Origin of the sequence: Dorea phocaeensis, assembly GCF_900240315.1 — a bacterium.
GTDB classification, from domain to species: domain Bacteria; phylum Bacillota; class Clostridia; order Lachnospirales; family Lachnospiraceae; genus Dorea_B; species Dorea_B phocaeensis.
The window spans coordinates 64,204-87,917 of sequence record NZ_OEPZ01000006.1; the positions used below are offsets into that span (position 1 = coordinate 64,204).

Genomic DNA, 23,714 nt, shown 5'->3' on the forward strand with positions numbered 1-23,714 from the left:
ATCCGATTTTTCCGCATTTTTCCGAATCTAAAAAAGCCGCTTAAAAACTCTCAAAACGGCGTATTTTCAAGGGTTTCAGCGACTTTTCCCTATAAATAAAGTGTTTGCTCAAAAAGCACTTTTTTAAACAAAGATTAAGAAAACATGAATTTTTCTTTACCAAATACGATACATCTCCCTCGCATTTGCCTCTGTTTGACGAACAACCTCTTCTCTAGTAATCCCTTTTAATCTAGCAATTTCATCCGCCACATAAGATAAATAAAGAGAAGAATTGCGTTTCCCTCGATACGGCTCTGGAGCAAGATACGGACAATCTGTCTCCAATAAAATGGACTCCAGTGGAATTGCTTCCACTACTTCCTTTAATTTTCTCGCATTTTTAAATGTTACGACACCACCAACACCGATATAAAAGCCCATCTTAATATATTCCAACGCCATTTCTTTTGAATAAGAATAGCAATGAATCACACCGTTAAGTCCACTTGCATAATTCTTCATAATTTCCATCGTATCTGCAGCCGCTTCCCGACTGTGAATCAATACTGGAAGATTCTTTTCCCTCGCCAAATTAAGCTGACGAATAAACCACTTCTTCTGCATTTCATGGTTCTCCTTATTCCAATAATAATCAAGCCCAATCTCTCCGACCGCAACCACTTTATCTCTTTGAAATAATGTTTTCATAGACTCAAAAGATTCCTCATTAAGACTGCCAACTTCGTCTGGGTGAATTCCTACCGCCGCATACATAAACGGATACTTCTGAACCATATCCACAACTCGCTCGCAAGAATCATAGGTTGCGCTGACATTTACAATATTGCCCACACCACCCTCAGCCATAGAATCAAGAAGCGTTTCTCTATCCTCCGCAAACTGTTCATCATCATAATGCGCATGCGTTTCAAAAATCATAATATCCTCCATTTTTAATTTGGGACGGGGTTTTTTTCAAAAAACCCCGTCCCAAATTAAACTCTTTCCCATTATTATATATATTTACAAAATTGATGCTCGAAGCTCTTCCGGCGTTTTCTGTGACAACAATGCAGGCGCAATGTCAAATACCGTTCTCGCGCCACACTCCCCAGCTCTTGACAATCTATACGCTGCTCTTGCATACGCTACCAACACGCTTGCTGTAAATTCCGGATTGGAATCTAACTTCAAAGAATATTCTATCACGTGTTTGTTGCCGTCGGTTCCCGTCTCTCCCGTACGAATCACAAAACCACCATGCGGCATTTTACTATGATTTGCTTTTAGTTCCTCTTCGGTAATAAATGTTACGGTTGTGTCGTATTCATCGAAGTAATTTGGCATTGTCTTTATTGCCTGTTCAATGACCTCTTTATCCGCGCCTTCCTCTGCTACCACATAGCAGTCACGAAGATGCTTTTCTCTGGTTGTAAGCTGTGGCTCACTTCCTGTTCTCACACGGTCTACTGCTTCTTCAATCGGAACTGTGTACTGGATTGCATTCTTAACGCCTTCAATCCTACGGATTGCATCAGAATGTCCCTGACTTACACCTTTTCCCCAAAATGTATACGTACTTCCCTGTACTAGAATGGACTCTGCATACAATCTATTTAGAGAAAACATCCCTGGGTCCCAGCCGACAGAAATAATCCCAATGTTCCCACCACTTTTTGCTGATTTATCCACATTTTCAAAATATGCCGGGATTTTTGCATGAGTATCAAAACTGTCGATAATATTGAAGTTTTCCACAACCTGTGGACCCATAACCGGTAAATCAGTTGCAGAACCTCCACAAAGCATCATAACGTCAATCTCATCCTTCATCGAGAGCATTTCATCAAAGCTTTTCACTACTGCATCTTCTGTTGCAATCTTTACGGAAGATGGATCTCTTCTTGTAAATACTGCTTTCAATTCCATATCATCATTACGGCAGATTGCCTTTTCTACGCCCCTGCCTATATTACCATAACCAACTATACCAATTCTGATTTTTTCCATTCTTTACTCCTGCCTTTCTGTACACAGTTTCACTTCCAAGTTGCCACGGATATTTTATCACGAATCATTTTTTCGGTCAATTTGGGACGGAGTTTTTTTCAAAAAACTCCGTCCCAAATTAAAATCACCCTGTCCCTTTTAACAAATTTCTGCGCCGGCCGGCATCGCTTTTTCCGGTGTCATCAACGCCAAATTTCCATCCGCATCTTCTGCACAAAGAAGCATTCCTTCAGACAATACGCCTGCCAGCTTCGCTGGCTTCAGATTAACAAGAACCATAACCTTCTTGCCCACCATCTCTTCTGCACTATAGTCTTTCTTGATTCCAGAAACGATCTGCTTTACCTGACTTCCAATTTTCACTTGAGAGCAGAGAAGTTTCTTGGATTTTTTTACTTCCTCGCAAGCAATAATCTCTCCAACCTGGAACTGCATTTTCCCGAAATCTTCAAATGTGATCTCTGGTTTTGCCTCAATATCTATCACATCTTTGTCCGTCTCTTCTACATTTTCCTCTTCCTGCTTTGGATGAAGTTCTTCTACCTTTTTCAGCACTTCTTCCAAATCCAGTCTTGCAAAGAGAATTTCTGGTTTCTCTGTCACTTTGCCATCACCAAGCTGTGCCAGAATCTTTTCAGATGTCTCTGGCATAAACGGTGCCAGCTGCTTTGCTCCGGACTTAATACTTTCAATCAGATTATAGAGTACCGTTTCGAGACGATCTTTTTTATCCTCTTCTTTCGCCAACACCCATGGCATTGTCTCATCAATATACTTGTTGCAACGTTTAAATAAATTGAATATTTCCGTAATCGCATCTGCCACACGCAGCTCTTCCATCTTCTTCTCAACTGCTAATGGTGTCTGTTCCACAACGGATTTCAAATCTGCATCAATAGCAGCATTTTCATCATCCAGTGTCACATCCTTATTTGTTACAGTACCAGCAAAGTATTTATTTGTCATAGAAACTGTTCTGTTTACCAGATTTCCCAGTGTATTCGCAAGATCCGAGTTAATACGCTCAACCAGGAGTTCCCAGGAAATAACACCATCATTTTCAAACGGCATTTCGTGAAGCACGAAGTAACGTACTGCGTCTACTCCAAAGAAATCAACCAGTTCATCTGCATACAGCACATTTCCTTTTGACTTACTCATCTTTCCATCGCCCTGCAGCAGCCACGGATGCCCGAAAATCTGCTTCGGAAGCGGCAAATCCAACGCCATCAGGAAGATTGGCCAGTAAAGTGTATGGAAACGAATAATATCTTTTCCGATCAAATGCAGATCTGCCGGCCAATTTTTATTGAATTGCTCCGTGCTGTCTCCATCTGCATCGTATCCAATACCGGTGATGTAGTTGGTCAACGCGTCCAACCAAACGTAAACTACATGCTTGTCATCAAAATCTACAGGAATTCCCCACTTGAACGAAGTTCTTGACACACATAAATCCTGCAGCCCCGGAAGAAGGAAATTGTTCATCATCTCATTTTTTCTGGATACCGGCTGAATAAATTCTGGATGTGTGTTGATATGCTCAATCAATCTGTCTGCATATTTACTCATTTTAAAGAAATATGCTTCCTCCTTAGCCGGCTTCACTTCCCGTCCACAGTCTGGACATTTTCCATCTACAAGCTGAGACTCTGTCCAGAAGGATTCACATGGAGTACAGTACAATCCTTCGTAAGAGCTTTTATAAATGTCTCCTTTATCATACAATTTTTTAAATATTTTCTGCACCTGTCTCTCGTGATCTTCATCCGTTGTCCGGATAAATTTATCATAAGAAGTGTTCATCAGATCCCAGATCTTTTTCACCTCACCGGCAACATTGTCCACATAAGCCTTCGGCGTAATTCCCGCCTCTTCTGCTTTCAGTTCAATCTTCTGTCCGTGCTCATCCGTTCCAGTCTGAAAGAACACATCATATCCCTGGCTTCTCTTATATCTTGCAATTGCATCAGCCAGTACAATCTCATAGGTGTTTCCAATATGCGGTTTCCCAGATGTATAAGCAATCGCTGTCGTCATATAAAATTTCTTATTATTCTCCATTTTTCCTCTCCTTATTTCCTTTGTATAAACAGCAAACCTTTCCATAAGCATAAAAAAACTCCAATTTTTCCAAAATCAGAAAAATCAGAGAAGGCGGAATTTCCCGCGTTACCACTTCCATTCACTCCCACTTCACAGTCAGAGCCTCTGCAGGTGCCAATCCGGCAAATGTATCTCTTTTGCCATAATTGTCGCATCTTTCGCTATAAAGGGCGATCCCTTTGCAGCCTAATATAAAGTCTTGAAATCTATTTATTCTCATACCTTATGCTCAGCCGCACCACTCAGAAGCCATCTTCCGTCAGTCTCCATCTATCCCTCTCAGCATCCCCGCAAGCGGTTCTTAGGAATTCTCTGTAAAATGTCAAAAAACGTACTCTCTTCGTCATTGCGTTTGCCTATTTACCATGTTAGAAATCGTAGCATAATCCGCCCCTAAATGTCAAGGTCAACCAACATTTCTTCCTCCACATATCATACCGCTTTCCTTCATATATATAAGTAAAAACTTTAAGGATTCATTATGACCAAAAAACGTTCTGTAATTCTCCTTCTCTTCGCAAGCCTTCTTCTCCTTCTGACCGCTGCTCTTTCTCAAACTTCTGCTAAATCTGAGAACCAGCAGTTTGAGGACTATACCAAACAGTTCTTCCGTCAGGAAGTCTCCGGGAATACAATCTCACTCCATTATATGCTGAAAAATCCCACCGACTACGGCATTCGTAAAATTCCAGTGACCTATGGACACTGCTCAACTGACACCAAAGCCGCCACCGCTTCGATTCAACAAAGCCTGGAGCAGCTTCGCTCCTATGACCGGGCAAATCTATCCAAAGAAAATCAATTAACTTACGATGTCATGGAAGATTCCCTTACCCTCTCCCTTGCACAAGCCCCCTATCTTCTCTACGATGAACCACTTACTCCACTGACCGGTACGCAGTCTCAACTCCCCGTTCTATTGTCTGAGTACCAGTTCCATACGGAAAATGATGTAAAGACCTACTTAAACTTGTTAACTAAGACACCTGATTATTTCTCTTCTATTATAAATTTTGAAAAAGCGAAGGCACAATCCGATCTTTTTATGCCTGCTTACTGTGCCGATGCCCTTATAGAAGAATGTAAGGCATTCATCGACATGGGTGCGGATAATTATTTAATTTCTTCTTTTCAAAATCGCCTTGCTCCACTGCCCATCTCCAAACAACAAGCAGATCATTATAGAGAAGAAAATTCTAACTGCATTTCCAACTATGTAATTCCTGCTTATCAAAATCTTCTGACTGCCTTGGAATCACTAAAGGACAGCGGGAAAAACTCCGACGGACTTGCTCATCTTCCAAACGGAAAAAACTTCTACGAAACACTAGTTGCCGCCGAAACCGGTTCTCACCGAAGTATTCCACAACTTCAGGAACTAACCAAGCGACAGATGGCTGACGATCTCTCCTGTCTTCAAACGGCTTTAACCACCTGTAGGACAGATCCCTTAGCCAGTTCTTCCTCCTCTGCTCCCCTTTCAGATCAGACTTCACTTCCTGATTTTGATGAGCCCGCCGAAATTTTAAGCACACTGTCTCAGAAGATGAAAAACGCTTTTCCAAAACCACCAGACGTCACTACAAACATCAAGTACGTGCAAAAATCAATGGAAGAATATTTAAGCCCTGCCTTCTATATGATTCCTTCCATCGACACCACCAAAAACAATACCATTTACATCAACAAAGGGCACCTTCCTGATGGATTGTCTCTTTTCACAACACTTGCCCATGAAGGATATCCCGGTCACCTTTACCAGACCACCTACTATGCAAGTCAAAATCCATCTCCCGTACGCAGTCTCTTAAACTATGGAGGCTATACAGAAGGTTGGGCGACCTATACAGAAATGATCAGTTACTACTATACCCCGCTTCCCAAAAATCAAGCCACCATTCTGCAAAAAAACTCCTCCCTGATGCTGGGTCTGTACGCCCTGGCAGATATGGGAATCCACTATGATGGCTGGACATTTGCAGAAACCGTTGCATTCTTCCGCCAATATGGCATCCAGGATACGGATACAATTCAAGATATCCACACTCTCATCATCGGAGATCCTGGTAATTACCTAAAATACTACATCGGATACGTAGAATTCCTGGAATTAAAGAAAGACGCTGTGGAAAACTGGGGAGATAAATTCTCCCAGAAACGATTTCACAAGGCCGTTTTAGATATCGGACCGGCCTCATTTGACGTAATAAGGAAACATCTGGGACGGAGTTTTTTGCAAAAAACTCCGTCCCAGATGTTTCTCTCCTTTTTCAACATATTCCCCCAGCCAGCACCATACTGGCTGCAAGCCCAGCCAAAGACGCAAACAGTGCTCCGGCCAGCGTATATCTGGTCCTGGTAACCTTAGCTGCCATAAAGTACACGCTCATTGTATAGAAAATTGTCTCGGTGCACGACATACTGATTGAGGCAATCAGTCCAATGTAAGAATCGGTTCCAAATTCTTTGAACACATCCAGTAAAAGTCCGGTAGCCGCCGATGATGAGAACATCTTCACCAGCGTCAATGGCACCAGTTCCCCCGGAAACCCAATCTTCCCGGTGAACTGCTGCATCAGCCCCGCCAGAAAATCCAGGAATCCAGACGCCCTCAACACCCCCACCGCTACCATAAGACCAATCAGCGTCGGCATAATTTTTAACACCGTAGCAAATCCATCCTTAGCTCCTTTCACAAAGGTATCATATACCTCCACTTTTTTCAGCACTCCGAAGCAGACAATTCCAAAAATAACCATCGGGACAATAAAGTCGCTGACCGCTAATAGAAACTTCAAAAAATCACCTTTCTTCCGTCTCTTGTTTCTCTTCCTGAAAGTATATGTCACTTTTCCGGCTTCTCATTCTTGAAATCCCACCATCCGGGTACTAAAATAGAATCAAACCCTCGCAGAACCGTTTACCAAATCGGCTTCAAAGCGCAGAGTTCTACTATATGCTGCCGCTATGGCGGCGGAACGGAGATTATCATGTCACAGCACACAGCTTCCAAAAATGATTTCAGCATCGGCAGCATTTCCGGGAACATCCTTCGTCTCGCACTTCCCATGACTGCTGCCCAGCTCATCAATGTTTTATATAATGTCGTAGACCGCATCTACATCGGCCATATTCCGCATGCATCCTCCCAAGCGCTGACTGGAATCGGGCTTACACTTCCCATCATCACCATCATTACTGCATTCGCAAATCTGTTCGGCATGGGCGGCGCGCCATTATTTTCTATTGCCCGCGGCGCAGATGAACCAGAGAAGGCCGGAGCAATTATGGGGAATTCCTTTTCCATGCTGGTTCTCTCCGGCTTTTTACTTTCCATCCTCTGCGGCCTGTTCAAGCGACCGCTTCTTTACCTATTTGGCGCCAGTGACACAACCTACCCATACGCCGCTTCCTACCTTAATATTTATCTCATCGGTACATTATTCGTGATGATCAGCCTTGGAATGAATAATTTTATCAATGCGCAGGGCTACGGGATCACCGGAATGCTGACCGTTTCTATTGGCGCTTTGCTGAATTTAATTTTGGATCCGTTATTTATTTTTGTATTCCAAATGGGCGTAAAGGGCGCTGCCCTTGCCACCATTATCGCTCAGTTGGTCTCTGCAATCTGGGTTCTTCATTTCCTAATTTATAAAAAAGAAATTATTCCGTTATCAAGAAAACAGCTTAAGCTACAGTCTCCACTGATCCGAGAAATTTCCGCATTGGGAATGTCCGGATTCGTCATGTCTATTACCAACGGTTCCGTTCAGATTATCTGCAATGCGACCCTTCAGCATTATGGCGGAGATCTCTACGTCGGAATTATGACTGTCATCAATTCCATCCGAGAGATTGTCACCATGCCGGTAACCGGTCTGACTTCCGGTGCGCAGCCGGTTATGAGCTTTAATTACGGTGCAAAAAAATATGATCGTGTCAGATCTGCGATCCGTTTCACGACCATATGCTGTATCCTTCTTTCCCTGACTGCATGGGCGTTGCTTTTTTGTTTCCCGCATTTTTTCATTCAGCTGTTTACCGACGAACCGGAACTTTTAAGCCAGGGCGTTCCAGCCATGCATTTATATTTTTTCGGTATTTTTATGATGTCCCTTCAATTTGCCGGACAATCCACCTTCACAGCGCTTGGCAAATCCCGTCAGGCCATCTTCTTCTCCCTGCTTAGAAAGGTGATTATCGTTATTCCACTGACCTTACTCCTTCCGGAAATCGCAGGTCTTGGAACCACCGGAGTCTTCCTTGCGGAACCAATCTCCAATTTCATCGGAGGCACCGCCTGCTTTGTTACCATGCTGTTCACCGTCTGGCCTTCCCTGAAATCCTGATCCATTTCACGCTCCGCACTGCCTGATTTTCACGCTCCGCACTGCCTGATTTTCACACTTCACACTGTCCGGTTCCCACCCTTCACACTTCCCGGTTCCCAGACTCTTCCTTTCTTTGCCCGAAAAGATCATACATATTAGATATTTCTCTGCATATCTGATATTTCTCTGCATATCTGATATTTCCCCGCATATCTTATAAAAACGGTTCAAAGAAAGCGATCCTATGCTCAACTATCTCTGGGCAGGCATGATCCTGACCGGTGTCATCTTTGCCGCCTTCTCAGGAACCATGCCTGATATCACAAACGCAGCCCTTGACTCTGCAAAAGAAGCCATTACTCTTTGTATTACCATGATGGGCGTCATGTCTCTTTGGATGGGGCTTATGGAAATCGCCGCCAAATCCGGAATCATCCGCAGCGCATCCAGGCGAATCCGTCCGCTGATCCATTTTTTGTTCCCCCGCCTTCCCCATGGACATCCGGCAGAAGAAGCCATCACTACCAATATAATTGCCAACATTCTGGGCCTTGGCTGGGCAGCCACTCCCGCCGGACTAAAAGCAATGGAAGAACTATCGAATTTAGAACAGGAGCGCCGTGACAGCAGACTGCCTGCGCAAAAACAAGGCGTTGCCAGCAATGAAATGTGCACCTTCCTGATTCTCAATATTTCTTCCCTGCAGCTGATTCCAGTCAACGTCATTGCCTACCGCAGCCAATATGGAAGCGTCAATCCTGCCGCAATCGTTGGCGCCGCAATCATCGCAACCACCATCAGCACCCTCGCCGGCATCCTTTACTGCAAATGCAGGGATCATCATTTCTAACCAAAAGTGACCGGTTCCCCGCCCGATCTATACAACCAGCTTTCCCTTATATCCGGCAAGCCCGCCAATATTCTCTGCCTGATATCCATTTTTTTGCAGAAATTTCTCCGCACGCTTAGATCTTGCTCCACTTAAACAGTACACAAAGATAGGGGTATCTTTGGAAATGTCTATCGTTGGGATCTGATTAATCGGAAGATTCACGCTTCCTTCCAAATGTCCCTGCTTGTACTCTTCCACAGATCTTACATCCAAGAGTACCGCGCCCGGTGTCGCCTGCACTTTTTTGATTCCTTCCTCCAGATTTGGCATATCCTGTAAACGATCAAATAAACCCATATGTTTCTCTCCTTTTCTACGATAATGTTTCTTGGTTTCAGCATACTGCACACCCGTCCAAATCTCCGTGATCACATCACAATTCTTAAGAAAACACTCCGGATTTTCTGCATAGAAATCTTCTTTTGAATTTACATTTCCTCAAAATACGACAAACTATTATTAATAGTTATAAATATACCGACTTTTATCTATAAATATTGACTTTTATCGCCAAAAGTTATACACTAGTTTTAATTCAATCGATGAATTCAAAAAGTTCATCACGATTTAGACATCTGAAAGGAGGAAGAGAGTATGTGGGGACATATTTTCGATCTGAACAATCCGCTGATCGGAGCGGATAACACCTGGGTATTGTGGGCTATTTGTGCACTGGGCGCTGCTACTGCTATTTATTTAGAGCAGAAGTACGACTGGGCCGCAAAAGTAACGGGAGCAATCATTGCTCTGGTGCTCGCAATTATTTTATCTAACTTTGGTATCATTCCAATGGCTGCACCTGTATGGGATGCAGTATGGGGATACGTAGTACCGCTTGCTATTCCACTTTTGTTATTACAGTGTGATATGCGTAAAATCGGAAAAGAAGCTGGACGTATCCTGATTATTTTCTTAATTGGTTCTGTTGGTACTGCCTGCGGCGCACTCCTTGGTTACGCGGTTTTAGGAAACTTTATTCCTGAACTTGACGGACTGGCTGGCGTATTCACCGGTACTTACATCGGCGGTACTGTAAACTTTGCTGCACTTGGCGCTGCATTTGAAGTATCTGGAGATATGATTTCTGCAGCTACTGTTGCAGATAACTTACTGATGGCATTATACTTCTTTGTACTGATCGCAATGCCATCCATCGGTTTCTTCCGCAAACACTACAAACATCCTTACGTAGATGAGATTGAAGCAGCCAGCGCTTCCGGAAACAAAAAAGCCGGTGAAACCAACGCAGCAGCTTTCTGGGGAAGAAAAGAAATCTCCTTAAAGGACATTGCTCTCGCAGCCGCTACTGCATTTACAATTGTGGCAATCTCCAATATTATCGGCGGCGTATTTACAGCAATTATTCCAACAAGCAATCCTGTATTGCAGATGCTTAACACCTTATTTGGTAACATGTATCTGTGGATTACTACCATTTCCATGGCATGTGCAACATTTGCACCTGGATTCTTTGGAGAAATCAAAGGAACAAACGAACTTGGTACTTTCCTGATTTACCTGTTCTTCTTCGTAATCGGTGTACCTGCATCTGTTCCGATGATTATTAAGAACTCTCCATTACTGCTTGTATTCGCAGCAATCGTAGTTGCAGTAAATATGCTCTTCAGCCTTGTAGCTGGTAAATTACTGAAATTCAACCTGGAAGATATCATCCTTGCTTCTAATGCCAACATCGGTGGACCTACAACCGCTGCTGCTATGGCTGTATCAAAAGGATGGACCAAACTGGTCGGACCAATCGTACTGGTTGGTACATTGGGATATGTACTTGGTACCTACTTCGGATTAATCGTAGGAAGTATCCTTGGATTATAAAAGATTTGGTCAATAGGGGAATTACAACTGAATAAAGATAAAGTTTTCATTGAGAGGAAGAATACAGGGGCGGATTCCAATATCGCTCCTGTATTTTATTAATTAAATATTTCACAAATAACAGAAAGGGGTCTGCTTATGAACTTTGATGCACATTGCGACATATGGACTGACGTTACACACCATTACTTGAATCAGGAACACGATATTTTTCGCAAATATCACTATGAACGCCTGAAAAAAGGTCAAATCGAGGGCGGCATCTTTGTAATCTGGAACGATCCTCCATTCGATGCCGATCCACTGAAACGTACCCATCAAATGATGGCTGCCATCACTCAGGAAGAACCGGAATGCGCCGACATCCTAAAGGTTTCCCGTTCTTACGAAGATATGATGAAAGCGAAGGAAGAAGGCAAGATGTATGCCTTCATTGGACTGGAAGGTTTAAAAAGCATTGGCGAAGACGTGGACATGATTGATGAATTTTATAAATTCGGTGCAAGACACGCAAGTCTTACCTGGAACGAAGAAAATCCTCTGGCAACCGGAGCTCTTGGCACTCCGGAACGAGGACTTACGGATCTTGGAAAGAGAGCTGTCCATAAACTCGAAGACCTGGGAATGATCCTTGATGTATCCCATCTAAATGATACGTCTTTTTGGGATCTGCTCTCAACAGCTCATGGACCGGTCGTTGCCACTCACTCTAACAGCCGCGCTCTCTGCAACCAGCGCCGGAATCTGATGGATGACCAGCTAAAAGAACTGGCCAGAACCGGAGGCATCGCCGGATTAAATTCCTTCAATGAATTCGTCCATGCCGAAGAGGACAAGCAGACAGTAGAAAATCTGGTAAAACATCTGGTACATATGGTAGAGGTAATGGGAATTGATCATGTCGGATTTGGATTTGATTTCTCCGAATTCCTGTGCGGCGATACCTTAAGCTCTTTCAGCAGCCAGGCAAATCCTTATACGATCGGTTTGGAAGATGCCTCCCACGTGCCAAACGTCATCGCTGAAATGAAGCGAGTTGGCTTCCATGAAGATGAGATTGAAAAGATCGCCTACAAGAACTGGCATCGTATTATCAAAGAAGTGATTAAATAATGATTCACAGAGAAACCGCCACAGAAAAGTAAATTTTCCGTGGCGGTTCCCCTATCTAAAGTTTCCTTATTCTCTATATTTCTCTTGTGTATTCCAGAAGCCATACCCGCTCCTCTTCACTCAGATATGGCGATATCTCTTCATATACTTTCTTATGGTAGGCATTTAACATGCGCTTCTCGTCCTCGCTCATCATTTCCGGCACAATCGCGTCCAAATCCATCGGCACAAGGGTAAGCGGTTCAAAATGCAAAAACTGCCCATATTCGTTCTGCTCTGCCTTTCGCACTAACAGCTCATTTTCCAAACGGATCCCGTGAGATCCTTCGATATAAATTCCCGGCTCGTCCGTAATCACCATTCCCTCTTCAAAGGCCGGCATTCCCCCGGGAACGCCCCTCCAGCGAAACGCAATCGGCCCCTCGTGGATGTTCAGAAGATAGCCAACACCGTGTCCAGTTCCATGCTTAAAATCCCGTCCCCTGTCCCAAAACGGCTTTCTGGAAAGGATGTCCAGATTCACACCCGTACACCCTTCCAAAAACTTTGCATTCGCCAGCGAAAGATTACTGATCGCAACCAGCGTAAAGTCTTCCTTCATTTCCTGAGGAATCTCTCCCAAAGCATAAGTTCTCGTAATATCCGTAGATCCTTCATAAAATCCAGCTCCCGTATCCGTCAAAAACAACATCCCCGGCTTAAGCTCTTTGTCCGTCTCTTCTGTCGCCGAATAATGCACAATCGCCCCATGCTCTCCTGCCGCTGCGATCGGATCAAAGCTTGGCCTGATAAAATGCTCCTGTCCTCTTCGGAATTCATCCAGCTTCTCAGAAGCGCTGATTTCCGTAATCCGCTCCGTTCCTACGTGTTCTTTCAGCCATTTCATAAATCGGATATGGCATACACTGTCCTTCATCTGAGCCTTTCTAATATTCGCAATCTCCACGGGATTCTTACGACACTTGAACATCACCTCTGGGTTAGCGGCTTCCACTACCGCCACACTACCTGGGATCTCCCGGTACAATGCATAGTTCATGCGCGCTCGATCCAGAAGGAGTGTCGTATTCGTAAGCTTCCCTATCTCCCGGTAAATCTCTTCATATGCAAAAAATCGGACTCCCGCGCGGGCAAGTCTCGCCTTTAAGTCTTCTCCAAGCTTATCCGAATCGATATAAAGCCTCACTTCCCTCATACTAATTAATGCATAAGCCAGCACCATCGGGAAAAATGAAATATCATTTCCTCGCAGATTCAAAAGCCATCCAATATCGTCAAGTGTCGTCAAAACATGCCAATCTGCACCGACCTTTTCCATCTCCTTACGAACTCGCGCAAGCTTCTCTTCCACCGATTCACCCGCGTAGCACACATCCAGCTCAAATGCCGGTTCCTTAGAAAGGGATGGCCGATTCGTCCAAATTCTGTCAATCAAATCACTTTCATATCGGATCGCACCACCCTTAGCGGTCACCATTTTCTCATATTCACAGCCATCCTCCATAGAGATCACACGCCCATCAAATCCAAGGACACCCTGATCCGGAAGCATCTTTCTTACATATTCCTTCAACGTAGGAACTCCCGGTTCTCCCATCTTCATCAATTGAATGGACATCCCTTTTAGTTCCTTTTCTGCCTGGATAAAATATCTGCCATCTGTAAAAAGAACAGCTTCCTCTGCTGTGATCACCGCCGTTCCTGCCGACCCTGTAAATCCGGTCAGATACTCCCTCGCATGAAAATAGTCTCCCACATATTCACTTTGGTGAAAATCAGCGGAAGGGACGACATAACAGTCTATCCCTTCCCGTCTCATTTCCACTCTTAACTTCTCAATTCTCTCTGCTGCCATCATCTTCGTCTTCCTTCCTCACACAATCTCTTCCGGAGAAATCTTCCGCTGCTTCAATTTCAGATACACAATCTCTCTAAATAAAGCGTACACGACAGAAACCAGCGGAATAAAGATCAACATTCCCACGATTCCCAGCAGATTTCCTCCAATCGTAACCGCAGCCAGTACCCAGATGGACGGCAGTCCCACCGAACTGCCCACCACATGAGGGTAAATAAGATTTCCTTCTATTTGCTGCAGTACCAAGAACATTACAATAAAGATCAGCGCCTTCACCGGGTCTACCATAAAGATCAAAAATGCTCCAACCACACATCCAATAAACGCTCCGAAGATCGGAATCAATGCCGTAAACGCAATTAAGATTCCCACCAAAAGCGCATATGGCAGCTTCAAAATCGTCATCGTGACTACGAACATACTTCCTAAGATCACCGCTTCCACACACTGTCCCGTCAGGAAACTAGAGAAAGTATTATAAGTCAGAGCCAATACTTCCAGCGTTGCCTCTGCACGCCCCTTTCTTGCAAATGCGAACAGCACCTTCTTAGCCTGTACAGACAGCTTCTCCTTCTGAAGCAGAATATATACTGCAAACACAAATGAAATAAAGAATGTTGTCAAACCGCTCACGATACTTCTCGCCGCCGTCAGCGTTGAATTCAACACGCTTCCAGCACCGTTTCGGAAGAAGTCTATCACTGCATTCATAATCTTATTCCAGTCAAATTCCAGGCTGTTCACCCAATTCATAATCTCATCATTATTGTGAAACAGCTGATCTGCCCATTCCTGCACCTGCGGAATGAACGCCTGAATACTTTTTCCCAATCCGGCAAATGTACTCGCAAGCTGCGGCAGCACTACGAACATGACAAGCCCAATCACTGCGATTACCGCAAACAGCACAATCAGCATACTGACCGGTCTGGCAAGTTTCTTCATCCCTTTGGATTTCTCTCTTCGTTCTTCAGGAAAGAGGTGCCGCTCAATAAACGACATCGGCACATTCAGGACGAAGGCAATTGCTCCGCCCAAAATAAATGGAAACAGGATACCAAATACGAATCCCAAAATATCAAATACCATCTCGTGTTTCCACAGGCATACGATCACCAGCGCTGTAAACACAATCAGTCCTCTTATTTTCCTTATGGTATCACGATTTAACTCCATGAAGTCCTCCAATCCTTATTTTTCTTTCCGTGTACGGATCCATTTCAGAATCTGGATGATTGGCAGATTCAAAAGTGCAAGACCATATACGGTAAAGAGCTGTCCCATACTCAGGGTAGCCACCTTAAAGATACCGTGAAGCGCCGGAATTGTCAGCACACCGGTAATCAATACCAGACCGATTAAGAATGCTCCGATCAGGTAAATATTATTGAAAAATTTCTTCGTAAAAATCACCGGCTTCTTTGCCTTACAGTTGAATCCATGTACCAAACGGCTTGTACACAGCGTACCAAATGCCATGGTACTTGCAAGCAGCGCACCGCCGCTGTTTAATCCAATCAGGAACGCAATCATCGTCATCACGCCGATGCTTAAACCTTCTGTTCCGATGCTCAGAAGATAATCCTTCGTCAGAATCGATTCATTCATCGGACGCGGTTTCTCATTCATTACATCTTTGCTGTGAGGCTCTAATCCCAATGCAATCGCCGGAAGACTGTCTGTCAGCAGGTTAATAAAGAGCAAATGCACCGGGGCAAATGGAACCGGAAGTCCTGCGATGGACGCATACAGTACCGCAAGAATCGCTCCAAAGTTACCAGATAACAGGAACTGAATAGAATTCTTGATATTCTGATAAATATTTCGTCCATTTTCCACTGCTTTAACAATAGTTGCAAAATTATCATCTGTCAATACCATTGCAGCGGCATCCTTGGAAACTTCACTTCCTGTAATTCCCATTGCCACACCGATGTCTGCCTGTTTTAAAGCCGGCGCGTCATTGACACCGTCTCCGGTCATCGCCACGATATTGCCTTTCTCCTGCCATGCACGTACGATACGGATCTTATGCTCCGGTGATACTCTGGCGTAGACGGAGATTCCTTCTACGAAGCTTTTTAACTCTTCATCGGACATGTCCTCGATCACAGCGCCCTCACAGGCCTCAGACTCATCCTTCAAGATCCCGATTCTCTTTGCAATAGCTGCCGCTGTAATCTTGTGATCGCCGGTAATCATAATCGGCTTAATGCCTGCGCGGATACATTCTGCTACGGCTGCCTTTGATTCCTCACGCGGCGGATCCATCATAGAAATCAATCCTAAGAAGATCAGATCCTGCTCATCTTCCAGTCCCAATGTTTCCTGCCCTTTTAGCTCTTTATAGGCAAATGCCAGCACGCGGAGTCCGCCTCTGGAAAATTCCAAGTTCTGCGCCTCGATTTTCTCTTTGTCTTCTTTCGTCAGTTCTCTTACAGTATCGCCAATTCGGATGGAAGTCATACGAGTCAGAAGCACGTCTACCGCTCCTTTGACGATCATGGTCTGCTGTCCCTGAAGTGTATGCACCGTAGACATCAGCTTTCTGTCACTGTCAAACGGAATCTCCAGCTGTCTTGGATACTGTGCTCTAACATCCGCAGCTTCTCTTCCCAACTTACTTCCCAGATTAATAAGAGCCGTCTCTGTCGGATCTCCAATCTCCTGTCCGTCTGCATTAGTGGAATCATTGCAAAGGATACTGCTCGTAAGCAGACGCTCCTGATTGCCGTCTGCAAGATCAATATCTGCTGCAGCAATCCGTTTCTCATCTACATAGTAATCTTCTACCGTCATCTTATTCTGGGTCAGCGTACCCGTTTTATCAGAGCAGACGATAGACACACTTCCCAGTCCCTCTACAGCCTGCAGTTTTCGGATGATGGCGTGTTCTTTCGCCATTTTCTGAGTACCAAATGACAATACAATCGTTACAATCGAGCTTAACGCTTCCGGAATCGCAGCTACCGCAAGGGCTACTGCAAACAGGAACGCATCCACTGCGGAACCACCGCGGATCACATTGATTCCGAATAAGATTCCACAGAAAATCAAAATAATAATCGACAATTTCTTTCCAAACTCATCCAGGTTGATCTGAAGAGGCGTCCGCTTTTCAGAGGTTGTCTTAAGAAGCTTCGCAATCTTTCCGACCTCTGTCTCCATACCGATCGCCGTCACTTCACAGGTCGCACGCCCATAAGTTGCAAAGCTTCCTGAGAATACCCGGTTGGTCTGATCTCCAAGGGCTGCGCCTTCCGGAACTTCATCAAGAGACTTCTCAACAGATAAGCTTTCTCCCGTCAGCGCACTTTCGTCCACCTTCAGGCTTGCACACTCTAATAATTTTCCATCAGCCGGGATACAGTCTCCCGCCTCAATGATCACTTCATCCCCGATGGTTACCTCTCTAGATGGAATCTGCATCAGCACACCGTCACGGATGACCTTTGCCTCCGGTGCAGACAGCTTCTTCAAACTATTCAATGACTGCTCTGCTTTTACCGTCTGTACGGTTCCAAGGATCGCATTCACCGTAATTACCACAAAGATTACGATAGAACTCTCCGCATCTCCCAGAAATCCCGATACCACAGCTGCAATAATCAGAATGATTACCAGAAAGTCCTTGAACTGCTCCAGAAAAATCTGAAGAGTGCTTTTCTTCTTGCCTTCTACAAGCTCGTTAAATCCATACTTTTCTTGGTTTTTCTTTGCCTGTTCACTTGTTAACATTTGTTTTCCTCACTTTCCTGCAATAGAAAAAGAGACTCCTATTGCATATATTTTCTATGCAATAAAAGTCTCACTATTTCATTACGATACGGATGATCTCTCATCGTATTGACGACATCGCAAACGCTGATTACTCATTTCCTATCAGCGCAAGTTACTCCCTTTTATTATTCCATAATATACAGGAAAATATACACGCTGTCAATATTTTATCTATATACAATTGTAAAACTATTATTAAAAGAAGCAGGCTCCCCCCTCATTGGAAACCTGCTTCTTCCTCTCTATATATTATCTTTGGTATTGGCTAAATCTTATCCCCATGGATTCTCAGTTGGGTACTTCACGCCTGCTGGCTGGTTGTATCCGATCTCTTCTACTGGAACTCCGATGTACTTAAATACTTCGTAAAGAGCTTTTCCATGGTGTCCGAATGCAACGGCTCCGTGATGTGGATATCCACCCTCGATCAGTACGTGACGGTAGAATCTTCCCATCTCCGGAATTGCGAAAATACCGATAGAACCGAAGGAACGTGTTGCTACTGGAAGGATCTCTCCATTTGCAATGTATCCGCGCAGAATGTTATCTGCTGTGCTCTGCAGACGGAAGAATGTGATATCTCCAGGCATGATATCTCCTTCTAAGGTTCCCTGTGTTACCTCTTCTGGAAGTGTTCTTGCCATGATCACCTGATACTTCATCTCTCCGCAGCAGATCTTGCTTGATGCTGTATTTCCGCAGTGGAATGCCATAAAGGTATCTTTGTGTGTATAATCGAATTTTCCTTCAATCTCAGATTTGTACATATCTGCAGGAACAGAGTTGTTGATATCAAGGAGTGTTACTGCATCCTGGCTGACAACAGTTCCGATGAACTCGCTGAGAGCTCCGTAGATATCTACCTCACAGGATACTGGGATTCCCTGAGATGCCAAACGGCTGTTTACATAACATGGAACGAATCCAAACTGTGTCTGGAATGCAGGCCAGCATTTTCCTGCGATTGTTACATATTTGCGGTATCCTCTGTGCTCCTCTACCCAGTCTTTCAGTGTCAGTTCGTACTGAGCCAGCTTGGTCAGGATCTCTGGTTTCTTGTTTCCAGTTCCTAATTCTTCTTCCATCTCTTTCACAACAGCCGGGATTCTCTCGTCTCCTGCATGCTTGTTGAATGCTTCAAAGAGGTCAAGCTCAGAGTTCTCTTCGATCTCTACGCCTAAGTTGTAAAGCTGTTTGATTGGCGCGTTACATGCTAAGAAGTTTAACGGTCTTGGTCCAAAGCTGATGATCTTTAAGTTCTGAAGACCTTCTACAGCACGTGCGATTGGAAGGAAGTCGTGAATCATGTCTGCACACTCTTCAGCTGTTCCAACCGGATACTCTGGGATATATGCTTTTACGTTACGAAGCTTTAAGTTGTAGCTTGCGTTCAGCATTCCACAGTATGCATCTCCACGTCCCTGAATCAGGTTGTCTCCAGATTCCTCAGCTGCTGCAACGAACATCTTTGGTCCATCGAAATGTTTTGCAAGCAATGTCTCGGAAATCTCTGGTCCGAAGTTTCCAAGGTATACACAAAGTGCGTTACATCCTGCATTCTTGATATCCTCTAATGCCTGAACCATATGAATCTCGCTCTCTACGATACATACTGGACACTCATAAATATCTGCCTCATCGTATTTTGCCTTGTATGCGTCTACTAATGCTTTTCTTCTGTTTACGGAAAGACTCTCCGGGAAACAGTCACGGCTTACTGCCACGATACCTACTTTAATTTTTGGAATGTTAATCATTGTTGTTATCTCCTTTTTCCTTATTTTTATATACAGGGAATGATTCCCTGTCTCCTATCCCTCTTGTCTGAACAGTCTTTTACTTTCCCGGCTGTCCATAATAAGCATTTGCTCCATGTTTTCTGTAGTAATGCTTATCCTGTAACTCCTGTGGAGCCGGCTCATTCTGTGGATTGATCATCTCACAGCGAGCTGCCATCTTAGCAACTTCTTCCAGTACAACTGCGTTATGTACCGCTTCGTGTGCATCTTTTCCCCATGTAAATGGTCCGTGGTTCTTGCACAGAACGGCTGGTGTCGCCTCGTAATCCCGTCCCTGACGCTCGAATTCATCTGCGATCAGTACGCCGGTATTCTTCTCATATGCCTCGTCAATCTCTTCTTTGGTCAGATTTCTGACGCATGGCACTTCACCGTACAGATAGTCTGCGTGAGTCGTTCCGTAACATGGAATTCCTCTGCCTGCCTGAGCCCAGCTTGTTGCCCATGGAGAGTGTGTATGTACGACTCCGCCAATGTTCGGGAAGCGGTTGTAGAGTTCTACATGAGTTGCAGTATCAGAAGATGGATTATATTCTCCTTCTACTTTATTCCCATCTAAGTCTACGACTACCATGTCTTCCGGTTTTAACTCGTCATATTCCACGCCACTTGGCTTGATTACGAACAATCCCTTTTCACGATCAATTCCGCTGACATTTCCCCAGGTAAATGTTACCAGACCGTATTTTGGAAGAAGCATGTTCGCTTCATAGACTTCTTTCTTTAATTCTTCCAGCATGTTTGTCACCTTCTCTTTTCTTTTTTCGGCTGCGCTGTTTCCTGCGCAGCCCTGCTCTTTTATAAGCGTTTTTAAAACAAGAATTTTCGATTCCTAGTTGAGATGTACTCCAGCTGCCTTCTCGATTTCGATTCCTGCTTTGTATCTCTCGATAAAGGTCTCGAATCCCTTCACATCCTCTGCGTCTGGGCTCATGCTTTCCCCTGTATCTCCGTGGAATACACGGTTTCCAAGGAAGTCGCCAAGGCTTTCACCTTCTGCTTTATGAAGCATGTAGGATGCCAGAAGAGCCATTCCCCAAGGACCACCCTCTCCGGCTGTCTTCATAACAGATACCGGTGTGTCGATGGCTGCCGCGAGAAGCTTCTGTCCCACACCTTTGGTCTTGAACAGACCGCCGTGTCCCATAATGGTATCGATCGCAACATTTTCCTCTTTCAGAAGAATATCCATTCCCACTTTCAGAGCTCCAAGCGCTGTGGAGAGGTTTGCTCTCATAAAGTTTGCAAGATTGAAATTGCTCTTTGGTGTACGGACAAACATTGGTCTTCCTTCTTCTACACCGGTAATATTCTCTCCAGAGAGATATCCGTAAGAAAGAAGTCCGCCGCAGTCAACGTCTCCTTCCAATGCCTTGTTGTACAGAGTTCCGAACAGCTTGTTCATATCTACGTCGATTCCGAAGCTCTCTGCGAACTCGCGGAAAATTCCTACCCATGCATTTAAGTCGGATGTACAGTTATTTGCATGAACCATACCTACCAGACTTCCATCTGGTGTCGTTACCATATCAATCTCTTTGTGTACTTTCTGAAGTGCATGCTCCAGTACGATCATTGCAAAGATTGAGGTTCCTGCAGATACGTTTCCTGTTCTTCTTGCCACACTGTTAGTCGCTGCCATTCCTGTTCCTGCATCACCTTCCGGTGGACAAAGAGGAACGCCTGCTTCTAATGCACCGCTCTCATCTAAAAGTTTTGCACCTTCTGCTGTCAAAGTACCAGCCTCTTCTCCTGCCGTCTTTACAACCGGAAGAATCTCGGTCAGTGTCCATGGGAACTTCTTGTCTGCAATCAGTTCGTCGAACTTCTGAACCATAGCTGCATCGTAGTTGCCTGTCTCCATATCGATTGGGAACATACCGGAAGCGTCTCCTACTCCCAGCACCTTCTCCCCTGTCAGCTGCCAGTGAATGTATCCGGCAAGGGTCGTAATATAATCAATGTCTTTTACATGCTCTTCGCCATTTAAAATTGCCTGGTAAAGATGTGCAATACTCCATCTCTCAGGAATATTGTACTGGAAGAGTTCTGTCAGCGCCTCAGCTGCAGGACCTGTGGTGTTATTTCTCCAGGTACGGAATGGAACCAGTAAGTTTCCTTCCTTATCAAATGCCATGTATCCATGCATCATAGCGCTGAATCCGATAGCTCCGATCTTCGTCAGCTTCACGCCGTATTTTGCGTTCACGTCCTCGGTCATTTTGCGGTAGCTGTCCCGAAGTCCGGTCCAGATATCGTCTAATGTATATGTCCAGATTCCATTATCCAGACGGTTCTCCCACTCGTGATCGCCGGAAGCGATTGGGTTATGATCTTCATCGATCAGAACCGCTTTGATTCTGGTGGAACCAAATTCCAGTCCGAGAACTGCTTTACCGCTCTCGATGACTGCTTTGATCTGCTCATTACTGCTCATCTTTATATCTCCCTTTCTTATCTATTATCTACGGTATACCGCATCGTTCCAACGCAGTTCATTCTTGAACTGGCGGATATTGGTATTCTTATCAATGTATACAGCTTCGATTCCCATAGCTTCTGCCCAGTCACCCATCTGCTCTGCCGTTAAGTCATAAGAGAATGCTGTGTGATGTGCGCCGCCTGCCAGGATCCATGCTTCTGCGCCTGTCTGAAGGTTCGGCTGCGGTGTCCAGAATGCAGTTGCAACCGGAAGCTTCGGCATCGGTTTCTCGGTCTTCTTGCAGTCTACATCATTGATGATCAGCCGGAAACGATCTCCCAGGTCAATGAGGGATGTCGCAATCGCCGGACCTGTCTTAGAAGTAAATACCAGTCTTGCCGGATCCTCTCTGTCACCCATGGACAATGGCTGGCATTTGATGCTGATCGGTCCGTCTGCAATCGTCGGACACACCTCTAGCATGTGCGCCTGCAGAATTCCTTCTTTACCCGGAACCAGATTGTAGGTGTAGTCTTCCATAAAGGAAGTTCCCTTGGCATCCTTTACGCCCTGTGCCATAACCTTCATTACACGAACCATGGCTGCCGTCTTCCAGTCTCCTTCTCCACCAAATCCGTAACCTTTCTCCATCAGTCTCTGGATTGCAAGTCCCGGAAGCTGCTGAAGCGCTCCCAGATCTCCGAAGTGGGTTACGATTGCCTGATAATTCTTCTCTTCTAAGAAACGCTCGAATCCGATCTCAATTCCAGCCTGAACAGCTACGTGTCTGCGGAATTCTTTCTCATCTCTTCCTTCCAGAAGGATGTCATATTTATCGTAATATTCTTCTACCAGCGTATCAATATCTGCCTGAGAAACGCAAGCCACAGCTTCTGCAATCTCGTTCACTGGATAAGCGTCTACTTCCCATCCGAACTTGATCTGTGCCTCTACTTTGTCGCCTTCGGTAACGGCTACATTTCTCATATTGTCTGCAATACGCATTACACGCACGTGACGGCTCTCAACTACGCCGACTGCTGTGCGCATCCAGTCGCCGATCCGCTTCTGAACGTCTGCATCTTCCCAGTAGCCCATCACGATCTTTCTGACCTTTCCAAGACGGGTAAAGATATGTCCGAATTCCCGGTCTCCGTGAGCTGCCTGGTTCTCATTCATAAAGTCCATATCAATGGTATCGTATGGAATCTCTCGGTTGAACTGGGTATGGAAGTGAAGAAGTGGCTTTCTGTACTCCTGAAGTCCCATAATCCATGATTTTGCAGGAGAAAATGTGTGACACCAGGTAATTACACCTGCACAATTCTCGTCATTGTTTGCTTCATTGAAAGTCTTTCTGATCATCTCGTTCGTCAGAAGCGTTGGCTTCCACACTAATTCAAAAGGAAGATTTCCAGATGCATTTAAGCGCTCCACCATAATTTGGGAATGCTCTGCTACATGCTCTAAGCATTCATCTCCATACAGATCCTGAGATCCTGTACAGAACCAAAACTGATATTTTTTCGTTGTTAACATAGAACCTGTCCCTTTCTATTCCATTGATATTTTGATATTTTCA

Annotated in this window: 18 protein-coding genes; 5 read left to right on the top strand and 13 right to left on the bottom strand. The window is 44.7% G+C overall.

From position 1 onward, the window contains the following. Positions 1-156 precede the first annotated feature (156 nt). From C0979_RS11240 to metG, 3 genes are all read right to left on the bottom strand, one after another. A complete protein-coding gene (locus C0979_RS11240; RefSeq protein ID WP_101696084.1) occupies positions 157-921 on the bottom strand; it encodes a TatD family hydrolase in 765 nt (254 codons plus the stop codon). Between the two features lie 84 nt (positions 922-1,005). Continuing rightward, positions 1,006-1,992 (bottom strand): diaminopimelate dehydrogenase, encoded by a 987-nt coding sequence (locus C0979_RS11245; RefSeq protein ID WP_101696085.1) that lies wholly within the window; start codon positions 1,990-1,992, stop codon positions 1,006-1,008. Positions 1,993-2,130: 138 nt separating this feature from the next. Continuing rightward, positions 2,131-4,101: a methionine--tRNA ligase gene (metG, locus tag C0979_RS11250; RefSeq protein ID WP_101696113.1), complete on the bottom strand. Its 1,971-nt coding sequence runs from the start codon at positions 4,099-4,101 to the stop codon at positions 2,131-2,133. Positions 4,102-4,579: 478 nt separating this feature from the next. On the opposite strand from metG, the gene C0979_RS11255 reads away from it, so the two are divergent. Then, positions 4,580-6,460 carry a DUF885 domain-containing protein gene (locus tag C0979_RS11255; RefSeq protein ID WP_101696086.1) on the top strand — a complete coding sequence of 627 codons (1,881 nt, stop codon included), beginning with the start codon at positions 4,580-4,582 and terminating at the stop codon, positions 6,458-6,460. Here the strand turns inward: C0979_RS11255 and C0979_RS11260 are convergent. Then, a complete protein-coding gene (locus tag C0979_RS11260; protein WP_101696114.1) occupies positions 6,369-6,896 on the bottom strand; it encodes a spore maturation protein in 528 nt (175 codons plus the stop codon). The genes C0979_RS11255 and C0979_RS11260 overlap by 92 nt on opposite strands. A gap of 192 nt (positions 6,897-7,088) precedes the next feature. On the opposite strand from C0979_RS11260, the gene C0979_RS11265 reads away from it, so the two are divergent. After that, on the top strand, positions 7,089-8,450 hold the full coding sequence (locus tag C0979_RS11265) for an MATE family efflux transporter (protein WP_101696087.1): 1,362 nt from the start codon (positions 7,089-7,091) through the stop codon (positions 8,448-8,450). A 6-nt stretch (positions 8,451-8,456) separates the two neighbouring features. Here C0979_RS11265 and C0979_RS11910 read toward each other — a convergent pair whose 3' ends face one another. After that, positions 8,457-8,624, bottom strand: a complete 168-nt coding sequence (locus C0979_RS11910) for a hypothetical protein (protein ID WP_159459879.1) — start codon at positions 8,622-8,624, stop codon at positions 8,457-8,459. Between the two features lie 52 nt (positions 8,625-8,676). On the opposite strand from C0979_RS11910, the gene C0979_RS11270 reads away from it, so the two are divergent. Then, positions 8,677-9,282 (top strand): nucleoside recognition protein, encoded by a 606-nt coding sequence (locus C0979_RS11270; protein ID WP_101696088.1) that lies wholly within the window; start codon positions 8,677-8,679, stop codon positions 9,280-9,282. A gap of 27 nt (positions 9,283-9,309) precedes the next feature. On the opposite strand, the gene C0979_RS11275 is transcribed toward C0979_RS11270, so the two are convergent. Continuing rightward, entirely contained in the window at positions 9,310-9,621 is a 312-nt protein-coding gene (locus C0979_RS11275) for a rhodanese-like domain-containing protein (RefSeq protein ID WP_101696089.1), read from the bottom strand. 297 nt (positions 9,622-9,918) lie between these two features. Here C0979_RS11275 and C0979_RS11280 point away from each other — a divergent pair, with 297 nt between their 5' ends. After that, positions 9,919-11,160: a DUF819 family protein gene (locus C0979_RS11280; protein WP_101696090.1), complete on the top strand. Its 1,242-nt coding sequence runs from the start codon at positions 9,919-9,921 to the stop codon at positions 11,158-11,160. 138 nt (positions 11,161-11,298) lie between these two features. Beyond that, positions 11,299-12,273, top strand: a complete 975-nt coding sequence (locus tag C0979_RS11285) for a dipeptidase (RefSeq protein WP_101696091.1) — start codon at positions 11,299-11,301, stop codon at positions 12,271-12,273. A gap of 73 nt (positions 12,274-12,346) precedes the next feature. Here C0979_RS11285 and C0979_RS11290 read toward each other — a convergent pair whose 3' ends face one another. The 7 genes from C0979_RS11290 to araA form a co-directional block, all read right to left on the bottom strand. Continuing rightward, positions 12,347-14,131, bottom strand: coding sequence for an aminopeptidase P family protein (locus C0979_RS11290; RefSeq protein ID WP_101696092.1), 1,785 nt, complete (start codon positions 14,129-14,131; stop codon positions 12,347-12,349). 15 nt (positions 14,132-14,146) lie between these two features. Beyond that, a complete protein-coding gene (locus C0979_RS11295; RefSeq protein WP_101696093.1) occupies positions 14,147-15,307 on the bottom strand; it encodes an AI-2E family transporter in 1,161 nt (386 codons plus the stop codon). A gap of 15 nt (positions 15,308-15,322) precedes the next feature. Further along, positions 15,323-17,869: a cation-translocating P-type ATPase gene (locus C0979_RS11300; RefSeq protein WP_101696094.1), complete on the bottom strand. Its 2,547-nt coding sequence runs from the start codon at positions 17,867-17,869 to the stop codon at positions 15,323-15,325. A gap of 314 nt (positions 17,870-18,183) precedes the next feature. After that, on the bottom strand, positions 18,184-19,668 hold the full coding sequence (locus C0979_RS11305) for an L-fucose/L-arabinose isomerase family protein (protein WP_101696095.1): 1,485 nt from the start codon (positions 19,666-19,668) through the stop codon (positions 18,184-18,186). 79 nt (positions 19,669-19,747) lie between these two features. Then, complete coding sequence (locus C0979_RS11310) at positions 19,748-20,449, bottom strand: L-ribulose-5-phosphate 4-epimerase (protein ID WP_101696096.1); 702 nt, start codon at positions 20,447-20,449, stop codon at positions 19,748-19,750. A 93-nt stretch (positions 20,450-20,542) separates the two neighbouring features. Beyond that, entirely contained in the window at positions 20,543-22,147 is a 1,605-nt protein-coding gene (locus C0979_RS11315; protein ID WP_101696097.1) for a xylulokinase, read from the bottom strand. 24 nt (positions 22,148-22,171) lie between these two features. Continuing rightward, positions 22,172-23,671 (bottom strand): L-arabinose isomerase, encoded by a 1,500-nt coding sequence (gene araA, locus C0979_RS11320; protein ID WP_101696098.1) that lies wholly within the window; start codon positions 23,669-23,671, stop codon positions 22,172-22,174. Between the last annotated feature and the right edge of the window lie 43 nt (positions 23,672-23,714).

Excerpts from the sequence above, each read along its gene's own strand:
- C0979_RS11240 (WP_101696084.1), bottom strand. The coding sequence starts at position 921 with ATGATTTTTGAAACGCATGCGCATTATGATGATGAACAGTTTGCGGAG.
- C0979_RS11245 (WP_101696085.1), bottom strand. The coding sequence starts at position 1,992 with ATGGAAAAAATCAGAATTGGTATAGTTGGTTATGGTAATATAGGCAGG.
- metG (WP_101696113.1), bottom strand. The coding sequence starts at position 4,101 with ATGGAAAGGTTTGCTGTTTATACAAAGGAAATAAGGAGAGGAAAAATG.
- C0979_RS11255 (WP_101696086.1), top strand. The coding sequence starts at position 4,580 with ATGACCAAAAAACGTTCTGTAATTCTCCTTCTCTTCGCAAGCCTTCTT.
- C0979_RS11265 (WP_101696087.1), top strand. The coding sequence starts at position 7,089 with ATGTCACAGCACACAGCTTCCAAAAATGATTTCAGCATCGGCAGCATT.
- C0979_RS11910 (WP_159459879.1), bottom strand. The coding sequence starts at position 8,624 with ATGCAGAGAAATATCAGATATGCAGAGAAATATCTAATATGTATGATC.
- C0979_RS11270 (WP_101696088.1), top strand. The coding sequence starts at position 8,677 with ATGCTCAACTATCTCTGGGCAGGCATGATCCTGACCGGTGTCATCTTT.
- C0979_RS11275 (WP_101696089.1), bottom strand. The coding sequence starts at position 9,621 with ATGGGTTTATTTGATCGTTTACAGGATATGCCAAATCTGGAGGAAGGA.
- C0979_RS11280 (WP_101696090.1), top strand. The coding sequence starts at position 9,919 with ATGTGGGGACATATTTTCGATCTGAACAATCCGCTGATCGGAGCGGAT.
- C0979_RS11285 (WP_101696091.1), top strand. The coding sequence starts at position 11,299 with ATGAACTTTGATGCACATTGCGACATATGGACTGACGTTACACACCAT.
- C0979_RS11290 (WP_101696092.1), bottom strand. The coding sequence starts at position 14,131 with ATGATGGCAGCAGAGAGAATTGAGAAGTTAAGAGTGGAAATGAGACGG.
- C0979_RS11295 (WP_101696093.1), bottom strand. The coding sequence starts at position 15,307 with ATGGAGTTAAATCGTGATACCATAAGGAAAATAAGAGGACTGATTGTG.
- C0979_RS11300 (WP_101696094.1), bottom strand. The coding sequence starts at position 17,869 with ATGTTAACAAGTGAACAGGCAAAGAAAAACCAAGAAAAGTATGGATTT.
- C0979_RS11305 (WP_101696095.1), bottom strand. The coding sequence starts at position 19,668 with ATGATTAACATTCCAAAAATTAAAGTAGGTATCGTGGCAGTAAGCCGT.
- C0979_RS11310 (WP_101696096.1), bottom strand. The coding sequence starts at position 20,449 with ATGCTGGAAGAATTAAAGAAAGAAGTCTATGAAGCGAACATGCTTCTT.
- C0979_RS11315 (WP_101696097.1), bottom strand. The coding sequence starts at position 22,147 with ATGAGCAGTAATGAGCAGATCAAAGCAGTCATCGAGAGCGGTAAAGCA.
- araA (WP_101696098.1), bottom strand. The coding sequence starts at position 23,671 with ATGTTAACAACGAAAAAATATCAGTTTTGGTTCTGTACAGGATCTCAG.